Source organism: Leptospiraceae bacterium, from assembly GCA_016708435.1.
Classification (GTDB): domain Bacteria; phylum Spirochaetota; class Leptospiria; order Leptospirales; family Leptospiraceae; genus UBA2033.
The window spans coordinates 306,627-328,502 of sequence record JADJFV010000002.1; the positions used below are offsets into that span (position 1 = coordinate 306,627).

Genomic DNA, 21,876 nt, shown 5'->3' on the forward strand with positions numbered 1-21,876 from the left:
GCTTTTCAGCAAACACTCAGGATATGAAATTATTTTATTACATTGCTCCGCTTATTCTTTTACTATTCATTGGTTATTCTTTTTTTAATGATTTTACAAAGACAAAAAACAATTCTCGTGAAAATGAAATGGGTAGTATTAGTGAATCAACAAATTCGAATACCACTAAAAAGAAAGGCAGAGCGAACGCAAAATCTTTGTTTGATGAAGATGCAAAATTTCTAGAATTTCCTGATCTTGGATTAGAAGAGTTAGACGCAGATGCCATTACTCCAGCCGAAAAGGAAAGACGAAAAAACTCATTATCGAAAAATCTAAGAAACTTGCCAATCTATTTCCGCATAATTCCGTTATACCGCGAGAGTTATCTGCCGAAGAAGCAAAGAAACTAGCCGAGACAAATCAAAAGATGGCAAATATACAAAATCAATTCTTACAAAATGAGAAAGTTCCCAAAGAAGATAGACTTTTCTATTATAAAGAAAGATTAAAGACATCGAAAGACAGACTAGAGATTTTTCGTTACGCTCTAGGGTTAGAAAATGCAGGTGTATTCGATGAAACTAAATTGGAGGGATTCTTAAAAGAGCGATATGAGGTATTTGTAGAAAACGAAAAAGCCTATACAGATGAAATTGCAAAAGTAGAGAAAGAGTAATTGAAAAAAATTCTTGTAAACAATAACGATTGTGAATGATGGAAGTATGAAACAATCTATTTTGATTACGCAATGCCTCCAAAACGATTTCACAAAACTAATTGGGAAGTTTGACGGAATTCCAAATTTGCTACACGTTGGCTTTGAAGAAGCACGTCGTCTTCTGAGCGAAAAAGTAGAAGAGGGACCAATCACAACAGTAATGGATTGGGCGTATCACACTCCTGTGGAAAATCTCAACATCATACATATTCGAGATTGGCATAATCCCGATGATCCGCTACAGAAAGATCACTTGACTCAATTTGGAAATCATTGCATTCAAAATACAGAAGGCGCAGAGTTTGTTTTCGCAAAATCAATATTACCCAATAGAACTCATCATATAGTAAATGCATCTGGACTAAATGATTTTGTAAATACGAATTTAGACGAATTACTCGCGCCTTATAAATCAGAGCCTGTGAAGGTAGGGCTAATGGGAGTTTGGACGGAAGCAAAGATAACTTTCCTAGCTTATGATTTAAAAACGCGCTACCCTAATTTTGAAATAGCGGTATGCTCTGCATTATGCGCTAGCTCTTCTAGAACTATGCATTTTATTTCACTCGATCAACTAACGTCTATTTTGGGAGTGAAAGTATTTTCTTCTGTGGGAGATTTTACAAATTTTTTAACAGGAACTTTGCCAAAGATAGAGCACAAAATTCAAGACAAGAAAGCAATTCAGTTAAAATTCTCTGATCCGAATTATGCTATATCCGATGTTGATACTCAGATTTTACTTTATTTGTATAGAGATGCAAAGGAAGTAGAATTTCTTTGTTTGGATGGAGGATTTTCAGGAAACGTAGTTTTAAAAGCGCGGGCAATGGATAAGTTTGGACATTATCAGGTGCCAACAGTCATTAAAATAGGCAAACGCGAATTAATCGGTAAAGAAAGATCTTCCTTTGAAAAAATCCAAGAAGTTCTAGGAAATAACGCTCCCAATATCGTAGACTTTGCGGAGCTAGAAGACCGAGGAGCGATTAAGTATCGTTATGCGGCAATGCTTGACAATGGTGTAAAGACTTTTCAAAAATACTACGGTGTAGTAGATGATATGGAAAAGATCAAACACAAATTGGAGATAATCTTTAGAAAGCAACTCGGTAGACTCTATGATGCATCTACAAATGAAAAAATAAATTTACTCGAATATTATGAATATTCAAATAAATACGCATCTTCCATTCGTAAAAAAGTAGAATCCATTATAGGCGCCCCGGCAAATGGGCATACTCTCAATCTACATGGATTTGCATTCCCGAATGTGTGCAATTTTTATGAGCGCGAACTTTCTGGACTCAAAGAAAACATTACTCCATATCATTATGTTTCTTATTTGCACGGTGACTTGAATGGAGCAAATATCATTATAGACGCACAGGAAAATGTTTGGTTAATTGATTTCTTTCATACACACAAAGGTCATATTCTAAAAGACTTAATCAAACTAGAAAATGATATTCTCTATATTTTCATGACGATTAACTCTCTCGATGAGTTTAAAGAAGCTGTGCAGCTAATAGACATTTTGCTTGATGTTCAAAATCTAGGTGAGCCACTTGATCTTTCACTCAAGAATAATTATAAATTTCCGCAAATTGCAAAGGCGTTTGAGACAATCGCCATTATGCGCTCCTATTATCCTGATTTGATTCATACCGACAGAGACCCATATCAATTATTTGTTGGACTCATGCGTTATTCTATGCATACGCTTTCCTTCGATGAATCAAATGATTGGCAAAAGAAATTAGCCTTGTATGCAGGAGCTACTTGCTCTGCAAAGATAAAGAATACTTTACAAACCACAAATGATCTTCGTGTGGATTTTATTGAAAATCCTACTGACAAAGGAGAGGGTAAGATGGGTTTGACGATACTCCCCGGTCGTAAAGATAGAGCGAGAAGTATTACCGTAGACGTTAAAGCAATCAAGTCCAATGAAATAAATGCAGTTATATCTTTAATCACAGAATTGGAATACGAAGAGTTTGGAGTGCAAAGACTTAAGTCAGCATACGCGGATGCCGGATTTGCTACTTGTTATTTCTCGATTATAGATCAGGGGATACCGGATTATGCCACAATGGATAAAAATTTAAACTGGATGCATGAAATCCTGTCTAAGAAACAGAATGTATTGATTCATTGTGTTGGAGGACTTGGACGGTCTGGAACAGTTGCGGCATGTTATTTAATTAAATACTATGGACTTAGCGCCAAAGACGCAGTAGCCCGTGTGCGAAAGTATCGCTCACTGCGAGCTGTTGAGTCAATTGAGCAGGAAAGATTTATTGAAGAGTTTGCGAAAAGGAAATTTTAACAGGAATATATAGAGAATGGAAGAATTAGTAAAAACAGAAGAAATTCAAAAAGCAAAAGAAAAAATCGGTGGACTCTTAGAAGAGTTGAAGAAAGAAATAACGGGGCAAACACTCGTTATTCGAAATATCATGACTTGCCTTGTTGCACAGGGGCATGTATTATTAGAAGGGATGCCGGGACTTGCAAAGACCTTACTTGCTAAGTCGATTGCACAGAGTATTGACCTTTCCTTTAAACGAATACAGTTTACTCCTGATTTGCTCCCGGCTGATTTAATTGGGACTGTGATATTTAATCCGAAGACAGCTAATTTTGAAACTAGAAAAGGTCCGATATTTACAGGAATTCTCCTTGCTGATGAAATAAACCGTGCTCCTGCAAAGGTTCAGTCTGCACTCTTACAGTGTATGGAAGAGAGACTTGTGACGATAGGCGATACAACTTTTCATTTAGATGCGCCGTTTATGGTTTTAGCGACTGAAAATCCAATTGACCAGGAAGGAACTTACCAACTACCGGAAGCGCAGATGGATAGATTTTTAATGAAGGTAAATGTAGATTATCCGGGAGAAGCAGAAGAAGTCGCGATACTCAGTCAGCATGGAAGTGTAACTTCTAAAAATAAAGAAATCAAAAAAAGCATCAGCCGAAAAGAAATACAAGAAATTTCTTCTCTTTCTGATAAAATTTATATAGATGAAAAATTAAAAGACTACATTGTTAAATTAGTTCGTAACACTCGCCCCCAAACTTCCAAGCTAGATGAAATCAAGCCTTACGTTAAACACGGAGTATCCCCTCGTGCCTCTCTTGCGCTCCTTCGTTGTGCGCGAGCAAATGCTTTATTAGAAGGAAGAAATTTTGTAGTGCCCGAAGACATTCGCTTCTCCATTTACGAAGTCATGCGCCACCGTATGATCCTAACCTTCGAAGCAGTCTCCGAAGACGTAACAGTGGATTCTCTAATCAAAACAGTCCTAGAAGTTACTGCACTACCTTAGTATGATAGAAAGGACTATAATAAAAGGGTTTGGGCAGTGCCCAAGCCGCCGGCAGGCAAAATTAGCCCAGTCCAGCACGGCAGTGCTGGTGCCCCTGCGAAAGGCACGTTAATGATACTAAAAGAATTAGAAAAGTTAATCCAAGAGATTGAATTAAAATACAAAAAGAAAATTCGCAGTAATCGAGCGGGGTCAATTCTTGTTAACCGCTCTGGAAGAGGGATGGACTTTAAAGAGTCGCGGGTTTATATGTATGGGGACGATATACGATTTGTTGATTGGAATGTTAGTTCTAGAATGGGTGAGCTATATGTAAAACTTTTTCACGAAGAGAATGATAGAACGATCAATGTTTTCTTGGATATTTCCAAGTCCATGTCGTTTAACGGTGCAAATTCCTATACAAAGTTCTTTATTGGATTTCAATTCCTTGCGTTTATCGCACTCTTATCACTCAATACGGGAGATAGAATCAATATTGTTCTATATTCCGACAAAATAGAATTTGTCGCACTAGGTATTAAATCAAAGGCAGAAGCTTATCGCATCTTACGAAAGATAAATGAAACTCCTCAGGCAAATAAAACAGATCATCTTTTGCCTTTGCAATATCTAAAAAATAAAATTCCCCGCAATTCGATTTCCTATATCATAAGCGATTTTGCAGGGATAACAGACCTTAGCCCGTATCGCTCTCTTCTCGCTATACATGAGTTATACGCAATTCGAATTACAGATCCAATTGAGAATATAGATAATAAAATACTGAAAAATTTCTTCGTTCAAAATCTAGAAACAAGTCTAGGTGGAGATTATTCTTCTACTTTTAATTCCGATTCGGAAATACTAAATGAATTTTACAGAGCGAATTTGCTCAATCTCAAGACTGATTCAGATTTGGGTAAGTCAATAGTGCGGTTTTTAAACAGATGAAATCATTATTTAGATTTAAGAGTATTGTTTGTTTGTCATTCCCGAAATCTTTAATCGGGAATCTCTACTTCTTGAGACCCCCGATTAAAGATTTCGGGGGTGACATGAAAAGAATATTGCTTTGTCTATTATATCTTTGTCCTAGTCTACTTCTTGCTGAAGTCACCGAGTCGTATTCGAAGAAGTCTGTGCAAGTAGGGGAAGAGTCTGTTCTTGAAGTAAAATTTCAAACTGGTGATGTGGTAGAATGGAGTTTGCCTGCAAAAGGATTTTTTTACTCTGAGAAAGATGCAGAAACACCGATAGGCGAATTAAAAGAAATTACGCAAACTACAACCGAGTTAAAATTTACCTATGTGTATTTTGAGCCCGGAAAGTTTACTGCAAAATTGAGTTGGAAGAATGCAAATGGGGAAGTCGCACAAAGCCAGGAGGCTTTAGAAGTTAAATCTGTATTAGCCGATGAAAAAGAGCCACTTGATATTGCAGAGCCGATTGCGTTTTCCGGTCAATACATAGTAAGGTTATTAACTTTTATACTCATAGGCTTAGCTGTAGTGACCGGGCTTGCGTATTTACTATTTTATTTTAATAACAAAAAGAAAGCTGCTATTAAAGATGCATTGTTTGAAAAGTTAGATGTAGAAGAGAATGTAGATTTTTACAAAAAACAATTAGAGAATATGCTGTTGAATGCTGAGTTGTCTCACAAGGAATTTATATTTCATCTTTCTGGTTATATCAAAGAAAGAATTGGAAGTAAGTTACAAACTTCGATCATGCACTTAACGCAAACAGAATTGCACGACATTTTGCAAACGGATTATCGTGTGGCAAATGTAGAGTTACTCTCTATAGACAATTATTTTAATTCTGTAAAATATATGCCGAACGAAGAACAGATTACTCGCGATAATGCGCTGGCTCTCGTAAAATATTGGGATAAAATACTCGCTAGATGAACTACTTTGAACGACCAGAACTTTTATATTTAATTCCATTTGTATTGGTATACGCCTTTTTCTTTTGGAAAATGAATTTTCATGAGAACAAAATGCGACTTAGCATTGGAATCCAAGCGGATACTGTAAAATTTCCAATTCTAGAAACCGTGAAAAAGTATTTTCCTTTTTTGCGGTTTATCATTGTTATCTTGATGATACTTTCGCTTGCTGGACCGGGCACACAATCTAGTCTACTACCAGATGAAAAGAACGGAGTCGATATGATGATCGCTATTGACGTTTCAGGCTCCATGGTTAGAAGCAATGATTTTCTACCTAAAAATAGACTCGAAGTCTCGAAAGACTTAATTAAAAACTTCATCAAAAAGCGAATCAATGATAGAATGGGACTTGTTGTCTTTGGAGGAGCGGCTTATTTGCAGTCGCCGCTCACGAATGATATTGAATCTCTCGTAGAAGTGGTTTCCGAAATTAACCAGAGCACAGTAGACGAGCAGGGGACTGCTATTGGAGATTCAATTATTCTTTCTACGTATCGATTGAAAAACTCGAAGGCTAGATCGAAGGTGATGATTGTAATTACAGATGGCGTTTCGAACACAGGAAAAATTGATCCAATTACAGCGGCGGATACTGCTGATAAGTTTGGAATTAAAATTTATACGATCGGAATTGGAAAAGATTTGCAAGGAGAATTTGAAACTGACTTTGATAGCTTGCAACAGATCGCAGAAAAAACAGATGGACTTTTTTATCGGGCAACGGATTCGAACGAGTTTGCGGAAGTTCTCAATTCCATTGACACCTTAGAAAAAGACAATCTCAACGTGAAGCCAAGGATTTTTGTAGAGCCTCACTATATGTATTTTCTACTTCCTGCAATTCTTCTTTTAGTTTTTGATTTTCTGATTCGAAGTTTCTATCTCAGGTATTATATATGAAAAATTTGGACTTCTATCATTTACTCCTTCTTATCCTCCTTGTTGCATCAGTGGGAGTTTACATATTCTATAAAATTAAACAGAGAATGGATATTGATACATTTATCAAGGTCTACCCGGGAGTTAAGGCTAAGATGAGTATGCCGCCGAATTGGCTTCTTAGTATTCGATATACTCTCTATGTCATCGTGACTATTCTATTAGTGATTGCGATATTAAATCCTTCCTTCTCTGAGGAAGCAGGCGTGGAAGAAAAATCTGTTTCCGGAGTAGACATTGTATTTTTAGTAGATGTGAGTCTTTCTATGAATGCGACAGACGCTCTACCGAATCGACTTTCTAAATTCAAAGAGACCGTCTTACGCCAATTACCCGCTCTCAATGGAAATCGTCTCGGAATCATTGCCTTTGCGGGAGTTCCTTTTTTGTATTGTCCTATGACAACAGACATTGCGGCATTTTCGGATTATGTGCGTGGTCTTGATGTAGACATGATTCCCAACACAGGCACGAATTTAAAAAGAGCCTTCGGGAAAGCAGAAGAAATTTTTAAATCAGGCAAGGTCTTGCGAAATAAAGTATTGATATTAGTAACTGACGGCGAAGACATAAAGGAAGCACACCATCCAAAATAGATGCTGATATTTTAATCTGGGGAGTCGGAACAGAAGAGGGGGGAAATATTTTTTACAAAGACGAGCAGACTGGTGTATCGGGCTTTGTCACTCGCACAGGAAATTTAGTCAGCGACAAGTCCAACCCAGAATTAATCCGCACTAAACTAGATGAAGAGTTTCTATTAGAACTTGCAGCAATCCAAAAAGCGGATTACACCAATATATCTGCAAACCCTGCGAGCGCCGACAACCTGCTGCAAAAAATTAACTCCATGAATAAAAACACATCCTCTAAATTATCCAACCTATTTAAGAAAGATGGTTACCAATTTTTTCTTTTCCCTGCTGTTTTTCTTTTACTTCTTGATATGAGTTTGTTGGAATTTTTATTTAAGAAGTATACTGTCATTTCGAACCGAGCCTAAGCGAGCGTGAGAAATCTATCTGACAAAAGAACGGTAGTTTTAAGCAAGATAGACCTCTGACGGTGATGCTGTTCGAGGTGACAGGAGAATAAAGAAATGATGAATACTTGGCTAATAGTAATTATCCTAGCTATCGGAGTCGTTATTAATTGTTTTCCTAAAGAAAATATTATTATAAAATCCAAAAAAATAGTTTTAGACAAAGCTACTTTGTCAATGAAACAGGATGATTTTATTGAAGTAGATGAAGAAGATTTGAGTTATTGGAGATCTATAGATAGAAAGTTTAATTTTTTCAGAATACAGTTCAAAGATGTTTCGAAATCTTATCGGGAATATGACTACGAAGTCAAAGGCGTTAAGTATAAAAAGATTTTTGTATGTTTGAATTTTGATGATTGGCGAGAGCGAAGATTTTTTTTATGGAGTCTATTTCGGGATTATGAAGAAGAGATTAACTCTATGGTAAATATTACAGTTGTTCTCAGAAGTGTTTATTCTGCAAGCTACGTTAGTAGGGTGAAGGTAAGTGATTGTTTAATTTTAACTGGAGCTTTTGAATCTAAAGACATTCTGCAATAGAAAGAAAATTAAAATATATCATAAAGTTTCTACGAGTGACATCTATCCTGAATTTCCCTCTAAAAAAATAGTTTTACATATACTTAAAAGATTTACATAAAATCATTAAAGTTTTAAGTATACTTAAAACTTTAATATAAGGCTAAAATCAATGGATTTTGAAATAGCAGACTTTCCTTTTTTAAAAAGAGAACTCTATGTAAATCGGTTTCTCCCATTTTTGGATAAGAACATTATAAAAATTCTCACTGGTCATAGACGAGTGGGTAAGAGCTATATGCTGTTTCAAATTATTGAGATGCTACGAGAAAAAGGCATTAAGTCTGAGCAGATTGTTTATATAAATAAGGAATTAGCAGAATTTGCATCCATTAAAAACCACAAAGACCTTTTATCCTACATCGAAAAATTAAAGAAAAAGAAGAAACAAAAAATTTATCTCTTCATTGATGAAGTTCAGGAGATAGAAAAATTTGAAACAGCACTTCGAAGTTTACTGGCAGAAAATCTTTATGATATTTATTGCACAGGAAGTAATGCAAATATTTTATCGGGTGAGTTGGCAACCAATCTAGCTGGTCGTTATATTGAATTTAAAATTTACAGTCTTTCGTATCCAGAATTTCTTAACTTTCATAAATTAAAAAATAACAAAGACAATTTATTGCAATATTTTAAATTTGGAGGATTACCTTTTTTAATTCATCTAGAACTCAAAGAAGAAATTGTATCAGAATACATGCGCAATATTTATAATACAATTTTGTTAAAAGATGTAGTTGCTCGTTATCAACTTAGGAACGTTGCTTTTCTGGAAAGACTTTTGGAATACTTAGCGGATAATACGGGTAGCCTCGTGTCAGCTAAGAGTATTAGTGATTTTCTGAAATCCCAAAGAATCAATATATCACCTAATGTTATTTTGAATTATATTTCTTATCTAGAAAGTGCATTTATTATTTTTAAGGTGCAACGAGCAGAAATTGGAGGAAGAAAAATATTTGAAATTGGAGAAAAATACTATTTTGAAGAAATAGGAATTCGTAGAACCTTACTAAACTCTAACATCTCCGATATTCATAAAGTATTGGAAAATATCATTTATCTGCATCTGCGCATTGCCGGCTATGATGTGCGCATTGGTAAACTTGACAATAAAGAAATTGATTTTGTATGCTCTAGGAAAGATGAAAAGCTTTATATTCAAGTTGCCTATTTGATTCCTGATGAAAAAACATTCGAGCGAGAATTTGGAAATCTTCTTCTAATCAAAGACAATTTTCCCAAGTATGTGGTTTCAATGGATGAAAGGGCAGAAGGCAATCATAACGGCATTAAGCATATACATATTCAGAACTTTCTAACTAAAATCATAAAAGATACTTTACCTTAACTTTTCATTATTCTTATGCCTATCTTTATCGCGTGACGTATTTTTCTCGATGGTTTGTTTTAATGCATCTTCTAAAGAAATTCCCATTTGGTTGGCGAGACAAATCAATACAAATAATACATCACCCATTTCCGATGGAATTGATTTTTCTAAATCTGACTTTTTAAAAGACTGATCTCCATAAGTCCTAGCGACTAATCGTGATAATTCCCCAACTTCTTCCATTAAGAGAGCAAGATTAGTCAATTCACTAAAATACCTTACACCAATGGTAGTAATCCATTCATCAACTTGTTTTTGAGCCTGGTTTAGAGTTAAATCGTTGTTATTCATAATGGCTTTACTCCTGTCACCTCGAACGGTATCATCGTCCACCATTCGCTCGGTCGCGAACCAGCGCCTTCGCAAGGTCTATCTAGCTTAATACTATCATTGTATTGTAATATAGATTTCTCACGGCGCAAATTTTGATGCTGCTAGTTCGAAATGACTGTTCAAATTTTCGCCCTTATCCTCATCTGTGTCCATCGGTGTCCATCGGTGTTAAAATCTTTTCCAAAAGTATATCTGTAATTTCTGGATAACAGCCGCCGCTTAGATGGTGGACGTCTACGAATTTCTGGCATTGGATGGAGCTAGCATAGTCAACCAGGTTTAATACGGGTATGCCGCTTTTGTTTGCGAATTCGATTTTGTCTTTCCACCATACTTCATAAAAATCTGATTCATCAAGAAGTTTTTGTAATGGTTTAGAAATTATGGGTTTGTAGACTATAACTTTTATATTGTTTTGCTTGCAGGTTTCTAAAAATTTTTCAAAGAACTTTTTTTGTGCAGTAGATTCCTTGAAAGATTTGTTTCCCTGTTTACGAAAGGCTTGCGCGTAATAGCTCTTAGACTCTTTTTCGAAAACATCTTCTGGTATTTCATGGATGATTGGATTTGGAATCCCGCCATTGTTTTGCTTGGTTGCGAGATGAACCATCGAGTTAAAATATTCGAATCCGGCAATCTTGTTTTTATCTTTGATTCTTTGCATTGCGATGTTTAGTCTGGGAGGGAAACGCACTACACTAAATAGATTCGCATGAACAAAACTTTCCATTTCATCACTAGAAAAAATATCTTTATTTTCATACATGAATTTCCAATCATAGGAAAACTTTAAAGCATATTCATTGGCTGCATCCTGAAAAATTTCCGGTATGATTTCCAAAACCGCATAGTCTATCTTTGCCCCTGTATTCAGCACTGTTTGTAAATTATAATACAAATAGGATGGAGGTGCCATTGGTGCGGAGAAGTTATATGTCGTTATCCGTTCATCTTTTTCGTGAATGTATTTATGAGAAAACTCTCCCATATGAGATGTGCCGAAAAGGATTAAAAGTTTCTCTTCAGGCTTCTTGTTAGATTGGTATGCGAGCAGTTGTTCAAGTAAGGCTCCTTTCTCTGCGTAGAATGAATACTCAATCCTTGACTCTGTGTATTTTCTAACAAAGTCAGTCCCGAAAAATTTATCGAAGCAAAAAATAAATCCTGCGAGTAGGAGGGGGTATAATAAAAATTTGTGTTTTAAAAATGTTTCGTTCATAGTTTAGAATTGGAAGTATACAAATTCCTTTCCGGATTTGCTATACAGACTGATGAGGAAAAGTAAAATTATATAGGCGAGTGGGATTAAAATTTTTCTCGATTTTAGAATCCAATTTGGAACAGCCTCAAAGTATTGAGCGAGTTGAATGATAAAACTAAAAAAACATAAATAGAGAATTGTTTCAAAGTCAGTTACGCTGATTGGGTTTCCAGAAGACACTGTAAGAATTTTTTTCATGATTAACAGATAATCGCCCATATTGTTAGATCGGAACATTATGGCTCCAATAACGAAAACATGGTAGGCATAGAAAATACAAACTAATTTCCACAAGAAACTAGTCGATGTTATCCGCCAATTGAATCTTTCGAATACTCTTTCTAGAGCCAAGATTACTCCATGGTAAAAACCCCAGAGGATATAAGTGAAATTTGCCCCATGCCAGAGTCCACCCAATGTAAATGTTAGTATCAAATTAATATAAGAACGAAATTCACCCTGTCTATTTCCTCCGAGCGGTATATAAAGATAATCCCTTAGCCATGTAGACAGTGTGACATGCCAGCGTTGCCATAAGTCTCTAGCTGAATCTGCAAGAAAGGGTGAACGAAAATTTTCAGGAATTCTAAATCCGAGTAGAAAGGCGCATCCACGGGCTATGTCAGTGTAACCGCTAAAGTCACAATATATCTGCCAGGTGAAAGCATGTGCAACTAATAGAATAGTAATCCAATCATAATTAGCCGGAGCAGTCCATACCGGATCAATGAGCAGAGCCAGGTTATCAGCGATTAGAACTTTCTTTAAAATTCCAAGTGCAATGAAGCTGAGACCGGGCGAAAGATATTCTGGCTTTGCTTTGATGTTTTTTAATTCAGGTAGAAAATCCTGAGAGCGCATAATAGGACCAGCAATCAGTTGGGGGAAAAACAAAATAAAAATGGTAAAATCAAGTAGACTGATTTCCTTTTCTACTTTCTTTCTATAAACATCAATTATATAAGCAAGCATTTGAAATGTGTAAAAGCTGATTGCTAAAGGAAGAATAATTTTAAAGGTGGTGCTAGTGCGGAGATTGGTTAACGCTGATATTCCGCTTAAACTTGCAAAAATATCTGTGAAGAAGTAAAAATACTTAAAGAGTCCTAGGTTTACTAAATTGATTATAACGGCTGTGTTGATTAGCCGCTTCGATTGATTTTTATGAAGTAGGTGGATGAAATAATAATTGATTCCCACGACTGCCAGGAAATGAACCAGAAAACCAAGACTCCATGAACCATAAAAGACGATAGACGCAATTAATAGCCAGAATTCTTTTCCCTTCTGATTTGGAATTGACCAGAATACAATGTAGACAACAAGGAAGAAGGCTGCAAATAGCAAAGATGTGAATAACATAGATTTAACGCTTCTCCAATTTATTTCTTGTCATTTTTTATTAACTCATTCATATTATTTTTAAGATAATCACCGAGGGCTTCGGAAAATAAAACGGCGCCATTGTGATTTAGATGAATTACATCGTAGCAATACTCATCTCCATTCTTTCCGTAAAATACATTTCGAAAGTCAACGAGAATTGGATTCGGTGGATTTATTTTCTCCAATTCTTCTTTCCAAACCTGGACTCGTCCAGCACCGCCTAGTTGAGATTCAATGGCGTTGCTATAGGGCGCGAAAATATTTATTATTTTAATATTCTTTTTCTGAATATGGGAGTAAATGCTAGCTAGCCGCTTGAAATATAATTCGGTTTCGGGCGTGCGGGTTTGCACGTTGGTTGAATACTTTGCCACCCAGCAAGTATCCCAAATAGCTTTCCTGTGATCCGGATTCGATGTTACAGGAATTGGATGGTTGTTGTCGAAAGGATGTGTCTTGTTGAAGCAATCTTCTAAATTTAAAATTTGATAGTCACTCATTTTTTCTGTTCGATCGTTATCGTATTCATAGAAATTTAGATTTGGATTTGCATTCTTGCGGGAAATGTATTTTAGCCGCTTACCTGGATCGACTAGAAAATCATTTAAGTCTCTTCTATAAGCAATGCTTTTAAAAAATAGATATGCCCAATCGTCATAATGCAAAAAATAACCCCAACCTTTCCCCGAATCATAATCAAACTCTACAACTTTTTTGAGCGCTGAAATCTTATCGAATTCATTTACCATTGCGAGAGTGGGGAGGGTAAGATCGGTTTTACTCACCCAGGGCATTGTAATTTCTCCTACATAGATAACTAGTTTTACATTTTTAAATTCTTTTAAAACTTCTTCTACTGCGAGGCTTTGCACGATTAGCTCCGAGCCCGGAATTGCTACGGATTGAATTTTGTATCCAGTGTCCTTGATCTTCTCTTGCAAAATAGGAAGAGATAATCCCTGATAAGCGACAGAGGTTCCAACAATTAGAATATCTGGTTCATGATTTTGTTTTTTCTCTGTGATATGACCTATGATTTGATTGATATTTGCGGCATAAGATTTCTTTTTCAAGAATGGTCTATAAAAACCTGCGCAAAGTTGAAAGAGCAATTCGAATCCGATTAGGACTAGGATTGGAATGTAAAAGCGTTTGTCTTTGTAAAATTTATTAAACTCTGTCATGTTGTAGCCTAGAATTGAAAATACATAAAGGTTTGCGTTTCTGCGCCAAAGATGAGAATTAAAAAGATAGCTGCAATATTTGCGAATAATAGTTTGTTTCCGCTTGTTGCCATGAACTCGATATTCTTTTTAGAGAAGTAAGAGCTTGCCGCAAAGCAGATAACAAGAAGTATCCCGTAGTCATAATTAGAGTAACTGTCAAGTGCTCTTGAATTTTCTGTTAATAGGAGCATTGATTTAAACATTTCCTTTACATGAAACATTGCTGTTCCTGCCGGATTTGTCTGGGCTCTAAACATTACAAATCCGAAAGCAAGGCAGAACATAGTAAAGACTGCCGAACTGGTCTTGTATAAAAATCCACCTTTTTCATTTAGGAAATTTCTAAGACTCGTTTGTGCATACATTCGATGCGCAGAAAGCATTACCGCTTGCCAGATTCCCCACGCTATATAGTGATAATCCGCTCCATGCCATACTCCACCAAATAGCCATGTGATAAAAATATTTCGATAGGTAATAAAATTTCGACCCCTTGAACCACCGAGCGGTATATAGATGTAATCCCGAATCCATGTAGAAAAGGAAATATGCCATTTCGACCAATGGTCTGTTATGTTTGTAATTGTCATAGGAAAATTGAAGTTAGGGTCGAACTTAAAACCAAACAGTCTTGCAATTCCTATCGCAATATCAGTGTAACCCGCAAAGTCAAAATAAATCTGCCAACCAAAAGCAATCGCCCCTGTCCAGACTTCAATTGCATTCATGCTCTGATAGTTTGCAAAAGTATGATTTACTACTTTGCCTAAATTGTCAGCGAAAACTAACTTACGCATAAAGCCAATTAGAATACGAGTGATCGCAATCTGAATGTCTTCATTCAATACTGATAAACGATGATCTAAGTCGCGGAAAAATGTCGTTGCCCGCACAATCGGACCTGCGACTAATTGAGGAAAGAATGCAACGTAAAGAGAAAAATCAATGAAAGAGCGACGCGCTTCAATTTGCTTACGATAAACATCAATCGTATAACTCATAGATTGGAATGTATAAAAAGAAATTCCAACCGGTAAAACAATTTTTTCCAAAAACACATCTAGAGGTGCTGGATTTAAGTGTAGCAGGTTAATATAATAAGCCACTACGTTAAATGTTCTAAGTTGTGAGCCAAAGATTTGATTGATAATATCTGTAGTGAGGTAGGCATATTTGAAGTAGCCCAAGATGAGCAAGTTAAAGAAAACAGAAATGGATAGAAATATCTTTCTTTGTTTTTCTGTTCTGTTTTCGTTATCAATGGCGAGTGCTGCAAAATAATCGATTACAGTGGATAATACGAGTAATGCGATGAAGTAAGTGTTTGTATAAGTATAAAAATAAATACTTCCGATGAGTAGGAAAACCTTCTGCCAGGTTTTCTTGAGAATGTTTCCGATGATGATGGATATAAAAAAGAAAATTAAAAAATGTAAGGAATTAAACTGCATGTCTTTAAACGCTCGAACCTAATCTTTTATGCCATTCAATTAAAAAGGATTCTTCTATCTGACTAGCAGTGGCTAACCATGTCCACTGTTTTTCATCCCAAATTCGCCTTCTTTTGATTGAATCTCGATTTGTAATTGTGAGAATTGCTTCTTTCCATTCGCTTGTTGCACGCGGGTTGACTAAAATGTCGGTGCCTGATTCCAAAATTTCTCGAAAGACTGGAATGTCCGAGGCAATGCAAACTTTTTGTTCTAGCATTGCTTCTAAAAGTGGAAGTCCAAATCCTTCGTGGATAGAGGGAAATAGAAAAACGCTGCATTTTTGGTAGAGAAGGTTGAGTAAGTTATCGTTTGGATTTTCTAAAAATAGAATCCCTTCTTTTTCCAATTCACCGGAGAGTAGTTTAGCGGTTAATTCCTCTTGTCCCCAGCCACGTCTACTCGCAATGACTAATTTGTAATCGAAGTCCGGTTTTTCTTTTTTTAAATCTAAGTAGGCGTCAATGACCGTAGAAATATTTTTTCGTGGTTCAAGTGTTCCTATGGTAAATAGAAATTTGCCTTCAATGGCTAATTCATTGTTCTTGATTACTTTTTTACTTACGCCGGGATATATTACTTTTAGTTTTTTTGCATATTCTGGTCTGAATTCGGCAATTTCTTTCATTGTATTCTTCGAGAGGCAAAACACGGTATCCGCGTTTCGTAACGTTTTAGGAGAAAGTAATTTGTGTTGAATAAAGTTGGCACGAGTCATTGTCTCTGGTGCAGAGCGAAAATTCAGATCGTGGTAGTTTACAAATTCTGGCATTGGGAGCTTGAAATAGGGAAGGAGTTGCAATGTTCCCCAGAGCATATCGATTCTATCTCTATGAAGAAAATACGGCAAAACAAAATTTAACCAGATTACACCCGGAATCGTTTTTATGGGAACCACAACTGTGACGTTGTTTAGCTTTATGAAATCCATAAACATAGGATGAATTTCTTTGTTGGAATAGAGGTAATATTCGAAATGAGAATCTTTTCGAATTAGGTATTTCAAAGCTTCGAAGAGATAACGAGAATTACCCGTCAGTCCGTAGGCGAGAGGTCTTGCATCGACTGCAATTCTAGGCTTGTATTTAACTTCCATTTGCATTCGATTCACCGGTATCAATTTTTAATAAGAGCAAGTAAAACCCTAGCGATATGTAGAGAAGAAGCGAGAACATCAAGAAAATTCCTTCTCCTGTAGAGCCTATGATCGAACGAGAGGTTATGATCGTTAATACGCAGAGGCTAATGAAAAGATTCCGCTTGGCACCAGAAATTCCTTCTTCGAATATGCGATGCACAAGGTAGGCTATAGGAAAAAGCAATACTACAAAAGAATGCACCCAACTGATTCCACTAAAAATCACAGAGAGTATAAACAGAATAGAAATAAGTCCCGCATCCGTGAATCCAGTTTTGATTTTGTATAAAAAAGGAATTCCTATGAGCAAAGAACAAAAGTAAAAAAAATAGGTGATTGTTCTCGCACCAAAGCTAGCAAAAGGCATTCCAAATAAGGCTTGATTCAATGGATCCGCCCCAACCATGAAATACTTTGCGATAGTTGCAATTAGGCTTTGGTTATTTTTCCAGGAACGAAAGGCAGGGTTTTTCATTGCGTTGTTTAATATGAGGTCATACCAATTCCCAAGAGAATGTAGGTTGTATTCATGCGAATAAATCGATGGAAGTAATGTCCATGCTCCTGCGAATAACAAAGTATAACCGAAGCGTTTGAATTGGCGTTTGTATAAAAAGTAAAACAAAAAAATGGCAGGTGTGAGCTTAATAATTATTGCAAGAGAAAGAAGTATACCAGCTAACGCATCCGATTTTACATAGACAGAAAGCAACATGAATAAGATTAAAATGAAAGCGACTTGGTTGTTTGAAACATGACTTTCTAGATAACGGTAATTAACCGCTAATGTGAAAAAAAGAATTACAAAGGGATTTTTAAAAGAAATAAACTTTGTAATTAAAAAAAGCGATGCGAGTAGACAAATGAAATTTACCAAAATAAAAATTGTGGCGGCAGTGGGGTAGCTTAACCAACCAAGAGGAATTAAAAGAAACGCAAATAGGGGAGGATAGATATACGTTCCCACATTTCCTTTAAGGCTCTCCAATTTTTTTAAATTCTCTGCCTTAAACAAATCTTCCAATTTTATTTCTTCGCGTAGTGTTTCAATTGACTCAATGTTATAAAGGTCTCTTTGTTCGAAGAATAATTGTGATGCAGTGTAGTAATCGTGGAAGTCAGTTTTGTTGGAAGCCCTTCCGATACTCTGGACTAACAAAAGCAAAAGTAGTAGTCCAGTAAAATAGGGCATCGCCTGTTTAAATTTTTGAAGCATAGCTGATAATCAACTTGAAATACGCTCATAAAAAATCAATAGGAATAATATTTTACCACCGATGCTGTCAACTTAAGGAAAAGAAAAAAGAATTAACCACAAAGGGCACGAAGAACGCGAAGAAAAGAAAGAATTTCATAACAAAAATCCCTCGTGATCTTCGTGCCCTTCGTGGTTAAAAAAATCTTAAGTTGGCAGCATTAAGGCATCCTTGCCTATCCTACTATTAGTTGCATTGCATTCAGTTCTAAATTTGATAATTAGTCAAAAGGGTAGGTGTTTCGTCAAAAAATCGCTTTGTTTTAGAACTTATTTTTCCAACATAGTTATAAAACCAATTTAATTAATTTCATAAAACCAATAATGCTAAACCTATCAGATTATAATTTTCATCTTCCGGAAGAGTTAATTGCTCGTTATCCAACAGAAAAGCGGGATGAGTCGAGGCTTATGATTGTTAATCGTAAGTCAGGAAGTATACATATAGAATCAGTCTTTCGAAGTATAGAAAAATATTTTGTTAAAGGCGATATCTTGGTATTCAATGAAACTCGTGTGAGTAAGAGAAGAGTTTATCTGAAGAATAAATCTGGTAGAGAGTTTGAATGCGTTTTTTTAGAAAAGAATTTTTCGGGAGACAAAGAAGTCTGGAAATGCTTGCTAAAAAATGTCCGCAAGTTAAAGCCAAACGAGAAATTATTTTCCAATCGAGACGATATTTATTTTACTCTCCATCGAAATGAAGAGGGGGATATTTTTTTATTTCCTTCGGTTTCCATTTCAGAAGAAATTTTTGAAGCAATTGGGACAATTCCCATTCCTCCTTATATGAAGAGAAAAGCGGATGCAGCGGATAACGAGCGTTACCAGACAATCTTTGCAAAATCTCCCGGCTCTGTTGCCGCACCTACAGCAGGACTTCATTTTACGGAAGAGTTAAAAACTTCCCTGCAAGAAAAAGGCGTTCAAATGTCATCAGTAGAACTCTGTATCGGCTACGGAACATTTTCCCCGTTGACGGAAAAACAAATACAGGAAAAGAAATTACACGAAGAAGAATTTCAAATTTCGGAAAAAACTCTTGCAGCTTTAAATGCAAGTAAAGGAAAACAAAGAATTATATCACTCGGGACTACAACTTTAAGAACTCTTGCTTCATCGTATGATGCGAATACTGACTGTTACACTAAACAACAAGGAATCACAAATCTTTTTGTTCAGCCGGGTGATAGAGTCGATTCCATTGATGGACTCATTACAAATTTCCATCTGCCTGAGAGTAGCTTACTCTTATTAGTCGCTGCTTTTGCGGGAAAAGAGCTTATCCTAGAGGCATATCATAAAGCAATCGAGAGTAAAATGCGTTTCTATTCCTATGGCGATGCAATGTTTATTTTCTAAGCCAAATGGATGTCTTTTTTGCTTTTAGGAGTTATTCGTTTTGTTTTTACTTGTTGTCACGATTTGGTTTAGGCTCAAGCCCTAATCACGCACTCAAAAGAAATTATCCCTGGGACTTAATTTTAAAAAATAAATTTCTTTACAATTTAGGATTGGATTTCTAATTTAATTAAAACCTATGCAACATTTTTTTTCTCGCTCAATCCTTGTGTTTATTATCCTAAACCTTTCCTGTATTGCGATTTATGAGGAGATGAATCGAGTCAGCCTGAGTGAAATTAAAAAAAGAGGAAAGCTAAAAGTCATCACATCGTATAACGCGAATAGTTATTTTATCTACAAGGATCAAGCTATAGGTTATGAATACGAACTTTTGAAATTACTCACAAAAGATCTAGGTGTAGAGCTTGACATTACAGCGTCTAACGATCTTGCTAATCTGGACTATTTGTTAAACAGTGGAGAAGGGGATTTAATAGCGGCTAATACCATTGTGACGCGAGAGAAGGGACGACAACTCAAATTCACAGAGCATTTGATGACGACGACACAGGTTCTAGTCCAACGAAAAAAGGGATTTGTAGTTCGCAAAAAGATTACGGAATACATTGATAATACTGTCGATTTAATTGGAAAAACAGTTCATGTGCGGGCTAATTCCGATTATCATATCCGACTAAAAAAATTACAAGAAGAATTGGGTGGAACAATCAACATCAAAACAATTCCAGAAAACATTACAACTGACGAACTTATCGAGCAAGTTTATAGCGGTGAGATCGATTATACCGTTGCCGATGAGCAGACTGCTTTGATTAACAATGCCTATTACAGTGAATTGGACATTAGCCTCCCAATTAGCTTTCCTCAGAAGATCGCTTGGGTCGTTAGGCGAAACTCTCCGGAGCTATTGCAGTATATCAATGACTGGATTGAAAAAAATCAGGCCAAGATTACGGAAGTGCAAGACAAATATTATCGCAAATCTAGAAATCAAATGCAAGAATTAAAAATTGAATCCAAGCCTAAGAACAAATCACATGTATCCGCTTTCGATGAGATTATTAAAGAACAAGCAAGCGTGATTGGTTGGGACTGGAGACTGTTAGCCGCTATCATTCACCAAGAATCAAAATTTAATCCTAATGCAAAATCATGGATGGGAGCAAGCGGACTCATGCAGCTAATGCCAGAAACCGCTCAAGGTCTTGGTGTGAGTCTGGCAGAAATCAACAACCCACGAAAAAATATTACTGCCGGTGTGAAGCATCTCAAATACCTGGATGGAATTTGGCAGAAAACAATCAAGGAAGACGAAGAGCGTGTAAAGTTTGTTCTCGCTTCTTACAACGCCGGGCAAGGGCATGTGATTGACGCAATGACTCTCGCTCGATTCCAAAATAAAAATGCAACTAAATGGGACAAGAATGTTGCTGAGTCTATGTTATTATTATCCGATCCTGCTTATTATAATGGATACGGAGTTCGCTATGGGTATTGTAGAGGTATCGAGCCATACAAATACGTGACTGTTATCATGGCAAAATTTGCTGAATACAAGGAAACAGTTAAGAAATGATAAAATCTTCTGATTTACCCTTGACATTAAGTTTATGCTTGTTACCAATGTGCTAAGTCCCAATCATTTTAGGAGAAATCATTTATGAATCAATACATGGTCGACATAACCTTACCTGAATATATTTCGGAAGAATTTATGTCCTTGATTCCCTTTCAAAGAAGTCAAGTCAATCGACTGATGGGTCGTGGAATTCTCAATAGCTATTCTCTCTCCATGGATCGAGGAAGAATTTGGGCAGTCGTAAATGCGGACACCCAAAAAGAAGCAGAGAGAACAATCGGTTCTTTCCCCTTGGTAAAATTCATGCGTTATGAGATACATGAACTAGCATTTAACAATAATATTGCGCAGATAATGCCGCGATTCTCTTTGAACTAAGAAACAGGATTATATAAAAGGTTTAAAATTTAATGAAATATACAGTAACGCATAAGTTTAATTATTCGCTCTTTGATTTACTCCGCGCTCGCGAAGATAGATACAAATACTTGGATAAATTTCCAGATCTCAAAAATGTAACTTTACTCGAAGAAAGAAAAGAAGGCAAATTGATTTTCCAAAAAAGAAAAGTAAGTCTTGCTTCTTCTCTTCCTCCAGTCCTTGTTCCGCTTCTTGATGACGCATCTCTCATTGAAGAATCCACATTCAACACAGAAACAAACACTCACGATTTTAAAATTGCTCCTCCAAAGAATGAAAAGACAGTTACTATTACCGGACATAGCGTCTATCGTTCTACTTCGGACGGATTTTCAGAAAGAGTTTACAATATCGAAGTCAAATCAGGCGTTTTGTTTATAGGTAGCCTTGTTGAGATCGCAATTGAAGAAATTCATAAACATAGTTTGGAAAAAGATAAGAATTCGATTCAAAAATTTCTAGACGATAAAATGGAAAAGTAACTGATGTT

The 21,876-nt window shown here is 36.1% G+C and carries 22 protein-coding genes; 15 read left to right on the plus strand and 7 right to left on the minus strand.

The window, feature by feature from the left end; translation table 11 throughout:
- The first annotated feature begins 23 nt into the window (after positions 1-23).
- From IPH52_06830 to IPH52_06880, 11 genes are all read left to right on the plus strand, one after another.
- On the plus strand, positions 24-392 hold the full coding sequence (locus tag IPH52_06830; GenBank protein ID MBK7054757.1) for a hypothetical protein: 369 nt from the start codon (positions 24-26) through the stop codon (positions 390-392).
- A 17-nt stretch (positions 393-409) separates the two neighbouring features.
- Entirely contained in the window at positions 410-658 is a 249-nt protein-coding gene (locus tag IPH52_06835) for a hypothetical protein (protein ID MBK7054758.1), read from the plus strand.
- Between the two features lie 46 nt (positions 659-704).
- Positions 705-3,032 carry an isochorismatase family protein gene (locus IPH52_06840; GenBank protein ID MBK7054759.1) on the plus strand — a complete coding sequence of 776 codons (2,328 nt, stop codon included), beginning with the start codon at positions 705-707 and terminating at the stop codon, positions 3,030-3,032.
- Positions 3,033-3,048: 16 nt separating this feature from the next.
- A complete protein-coding gene (locus IPH52_06845) occupies positions 3,049-4,035 on the plus strand; it encodes a MoxR family ATPase (protein ID MBK7054760.1) in 987 nt (328 codons plus the stop codon).
- Positions 4,036-4,146: 111 nt separating this feature from the next.
- The gene (locus IPH52_06850) at positions 4,147-4,968 is read left to right on the plus strand and encodes a DUF58 domain-containing protein (protein MBK7054761.1); all 822 of its coding nucleotides are present in this window, start codon (positions 4,147-4,149) and stop codon (positions 4,966-4,968) included.
- Positions 4,969-5,072: 104 nt separating this feature from the next.
- A complete protein-coding gene (locus IPH52_06855) occupies positions 5,073-5,930 on the plus strand; it encodes a hypothetical protein (protein ID MBK7054762.1) in 858 nt (285 codons plus the stop codon).
- Complete coding sequence (locus IPH52_06860) at positions 5,927-6,874, plus strand: VWA domain-containing protein (protein MBK7054763.1); 948 nt, start codon at positions 5,927-5,929, stop codon at positions 6,872-6,874. The genes IPH52_06855 and IPH52_06860 overlap by 4 nt, the downstream gene beginning before the upstream one ends.
- Entirely contained in the window at positions 6,871-7,509 is a 639-nt protein-coding gene (locus IPH52_06865; GenBank protein ID MBK7054764.1) for a VWA domain-containing protein, read from the plus strand. The genes IPH52_06860 and IPH52_06865 overlap by 4 nt, the downstream gene beginning before the upstream one ends.
- Positions 7,510-7,763: 254 nt before the next feature.
- On the plus strand, positions 7,764-7,916 hold the full coding sequence (locus IPH52_06870) for a hypothetical protein (GenBank protein MBK7054765.1): 153 nt from the start codon (positions 7,764-7,766) through the stop codon (positions 7,914-7,916).
- Between the two features lie 96 nt (positions 7,917-8,012).
- Positions 8,013-8,498 (plus strand): hypothetical protein, encoded by a 486-nt coding sequence (locus IPH52_06875; protein MBK7054766.1) that lies wholly within the window; start codon positions 8,013-8,015, stop codon positions 8,496-8,498.
- A 151-nt stretch (positions 8,499-8,649) separates the two neighbouring features.
- On the plus strand, positions 8,650-9,891 hold the full coding sequence (locus IPH52_06880; GenBank protein MBK7054767.1) for an ATP-binding protein: 1,242 nt from the start codon (positions 8,650-8,652) through the stop codon (positions 9,889-9,891).
- Here IPH52_06880 and IPH52_06885 read toward each other — a convergent pair.
- From IPH52_06885 to IPH52_06915, 7 genes are all read right to left on the minus strand, one after another.
- Positions 9,883-10,224 (minus strand): nucleotide pyrophosphohydrolase, encoded by a 342-nt coding sequence (locus IPH52_06885; protein MBK7054768.1) that lies wholly within the window; start codon positions 10,222-10,224, stop codon positions 9,883-9,885. The two genes, IPH52_06880 and IPH52_06885, sit on opposite strands and share 9 nt — an antisense overlap.
- Before the next feature lie 181 nt (positions 10,225-10,405).
- Positions 10,406-11,485: a DUF1574 family protein gene (locus IPH52_06890; GenBank protein ID MBK7054769.1), complete on the minus strand. Its 1,080-nt coding sequence runs from the start codon at positions 11,483-11,485 to the stop codon at positions 10,406-10,408.
- A gap of 3 nt (positions 11,486-11,488) precedes the next feature.
- Positions 11,489-12,889, minus strand: coding sequence for an MBOAT family protein (locus IPH52_06895; protein ID MBK7054770.1), 1,401 nt, complete (start codon positions 12,887-12,889; stop codon positions 11,489-11,491).
- A 20-nt stretch (positions 12,890-12,909) separates the two neighbouring features.
- A complete protein-coding gene (locus tag IPH52_06900; protein MBK7054771.1) occupies positions 12,910-14,097 on the minus strand; it encodes an SGNH/GDSL hydrolase family protein in 1,188 nt (395 codons plus the stop codon).
- Between the two features lie 8 nt (positions 14,098-14,105).
- On the minus strand, positions 14,106-15,590 hold the full coding sequence (locus tag IPH52_06905; protein ID MBK7054772.1) for an MBOAT family protein: 1,485 nt from the start codon (positions 15,588-15,590) through the stop codon (positions 14,106-14,108).
- A 4-nt stretch (positions 15,591-15,594) separates the two neighbouring features.
- The gene (locus IPH52_06910; protein ID MBK7054773.1) at positions 15,595-16,731 is read right to left on the minus strand and encodes a glycosyltransferase family 4 protein; all 1,137 of its coding nucleotides are present in this window, start codon (positions 16,729-16,731) and stop codon (positions 15,595-15,597) included.
- On the minus strand, positions 16,715-17,983 hold the full coding sequence (locus tag IPH52_06915; GenBank protein ID MBK7054774.1) for a DUF2029 domain-containing protein: 1,269 nt from the start codon (positions 17,981-17,983) through the stop codon (positions 16,715-16,717). Before IPH52_06915 ends, IPH52_06910 begins: the two co-directional genes overlap by 17 nt.
- Positions 17,984-18,346: 363 nt before the next feature.
- Between IPH52_06915 and queA the strand changes: the two genes are divergently transcribed.
- From queA to IPH52_06935, 4 genes are all read left to right on the plus strand, one after another.
- Positions 18,347-19,384, plus strand: a complete 1,038-nt coding sequence (gene queA / locus IPH52_06920) for a tRNA preQ1(34) S-adenosylmethionine ribosyltransferase-isomerase QueA (GenBank protein ID MBK7054775.1) — start codon at positions 18,347-18,349, stop codon at positions 19,382-19,384.
- A 178-nt stretch (positions 19,385-19,562) separates the two neighbouring features.
- Positions 19,563-20,963: a transporter substrate-binding domain-containing protein gene (locus IPH52_06925; GenBank protein MBK7054776.1), complete on the plus strand. Its 1,401-nt coding sequence runs from the start codon at positions 19,563-19,565 to the stop codon at positions 20,961-20,963.
- 84 nt (positions 20,964-21,047) lie between these two features.
- Positions 21,048-21,344, plus strand: coding sequence for a hypothetical protein (locus IPH52_06930; protein MBK7054777.1), 297 nt, complete (start codon positions 21,048-21,050; stop codon positions 21,342-21,344).
- Positions 21,345-21,376: 32 nt separating this feature from the next.
- Positions 21,377-21,868 carry a DUF2505 family protein gene (locus tag IPH52_06935; GenBank protein ID MBK7054778.1) on the plus strand — a complete coding sequence of 164 codons (492 nt, stop codon included), beginning with the start codon at positions 21,377-21,379 and terminating at the stop codon, positions 21,866-21,868.
- Positions 21,869-21,876: the final 8 nt, after the last annotated feature.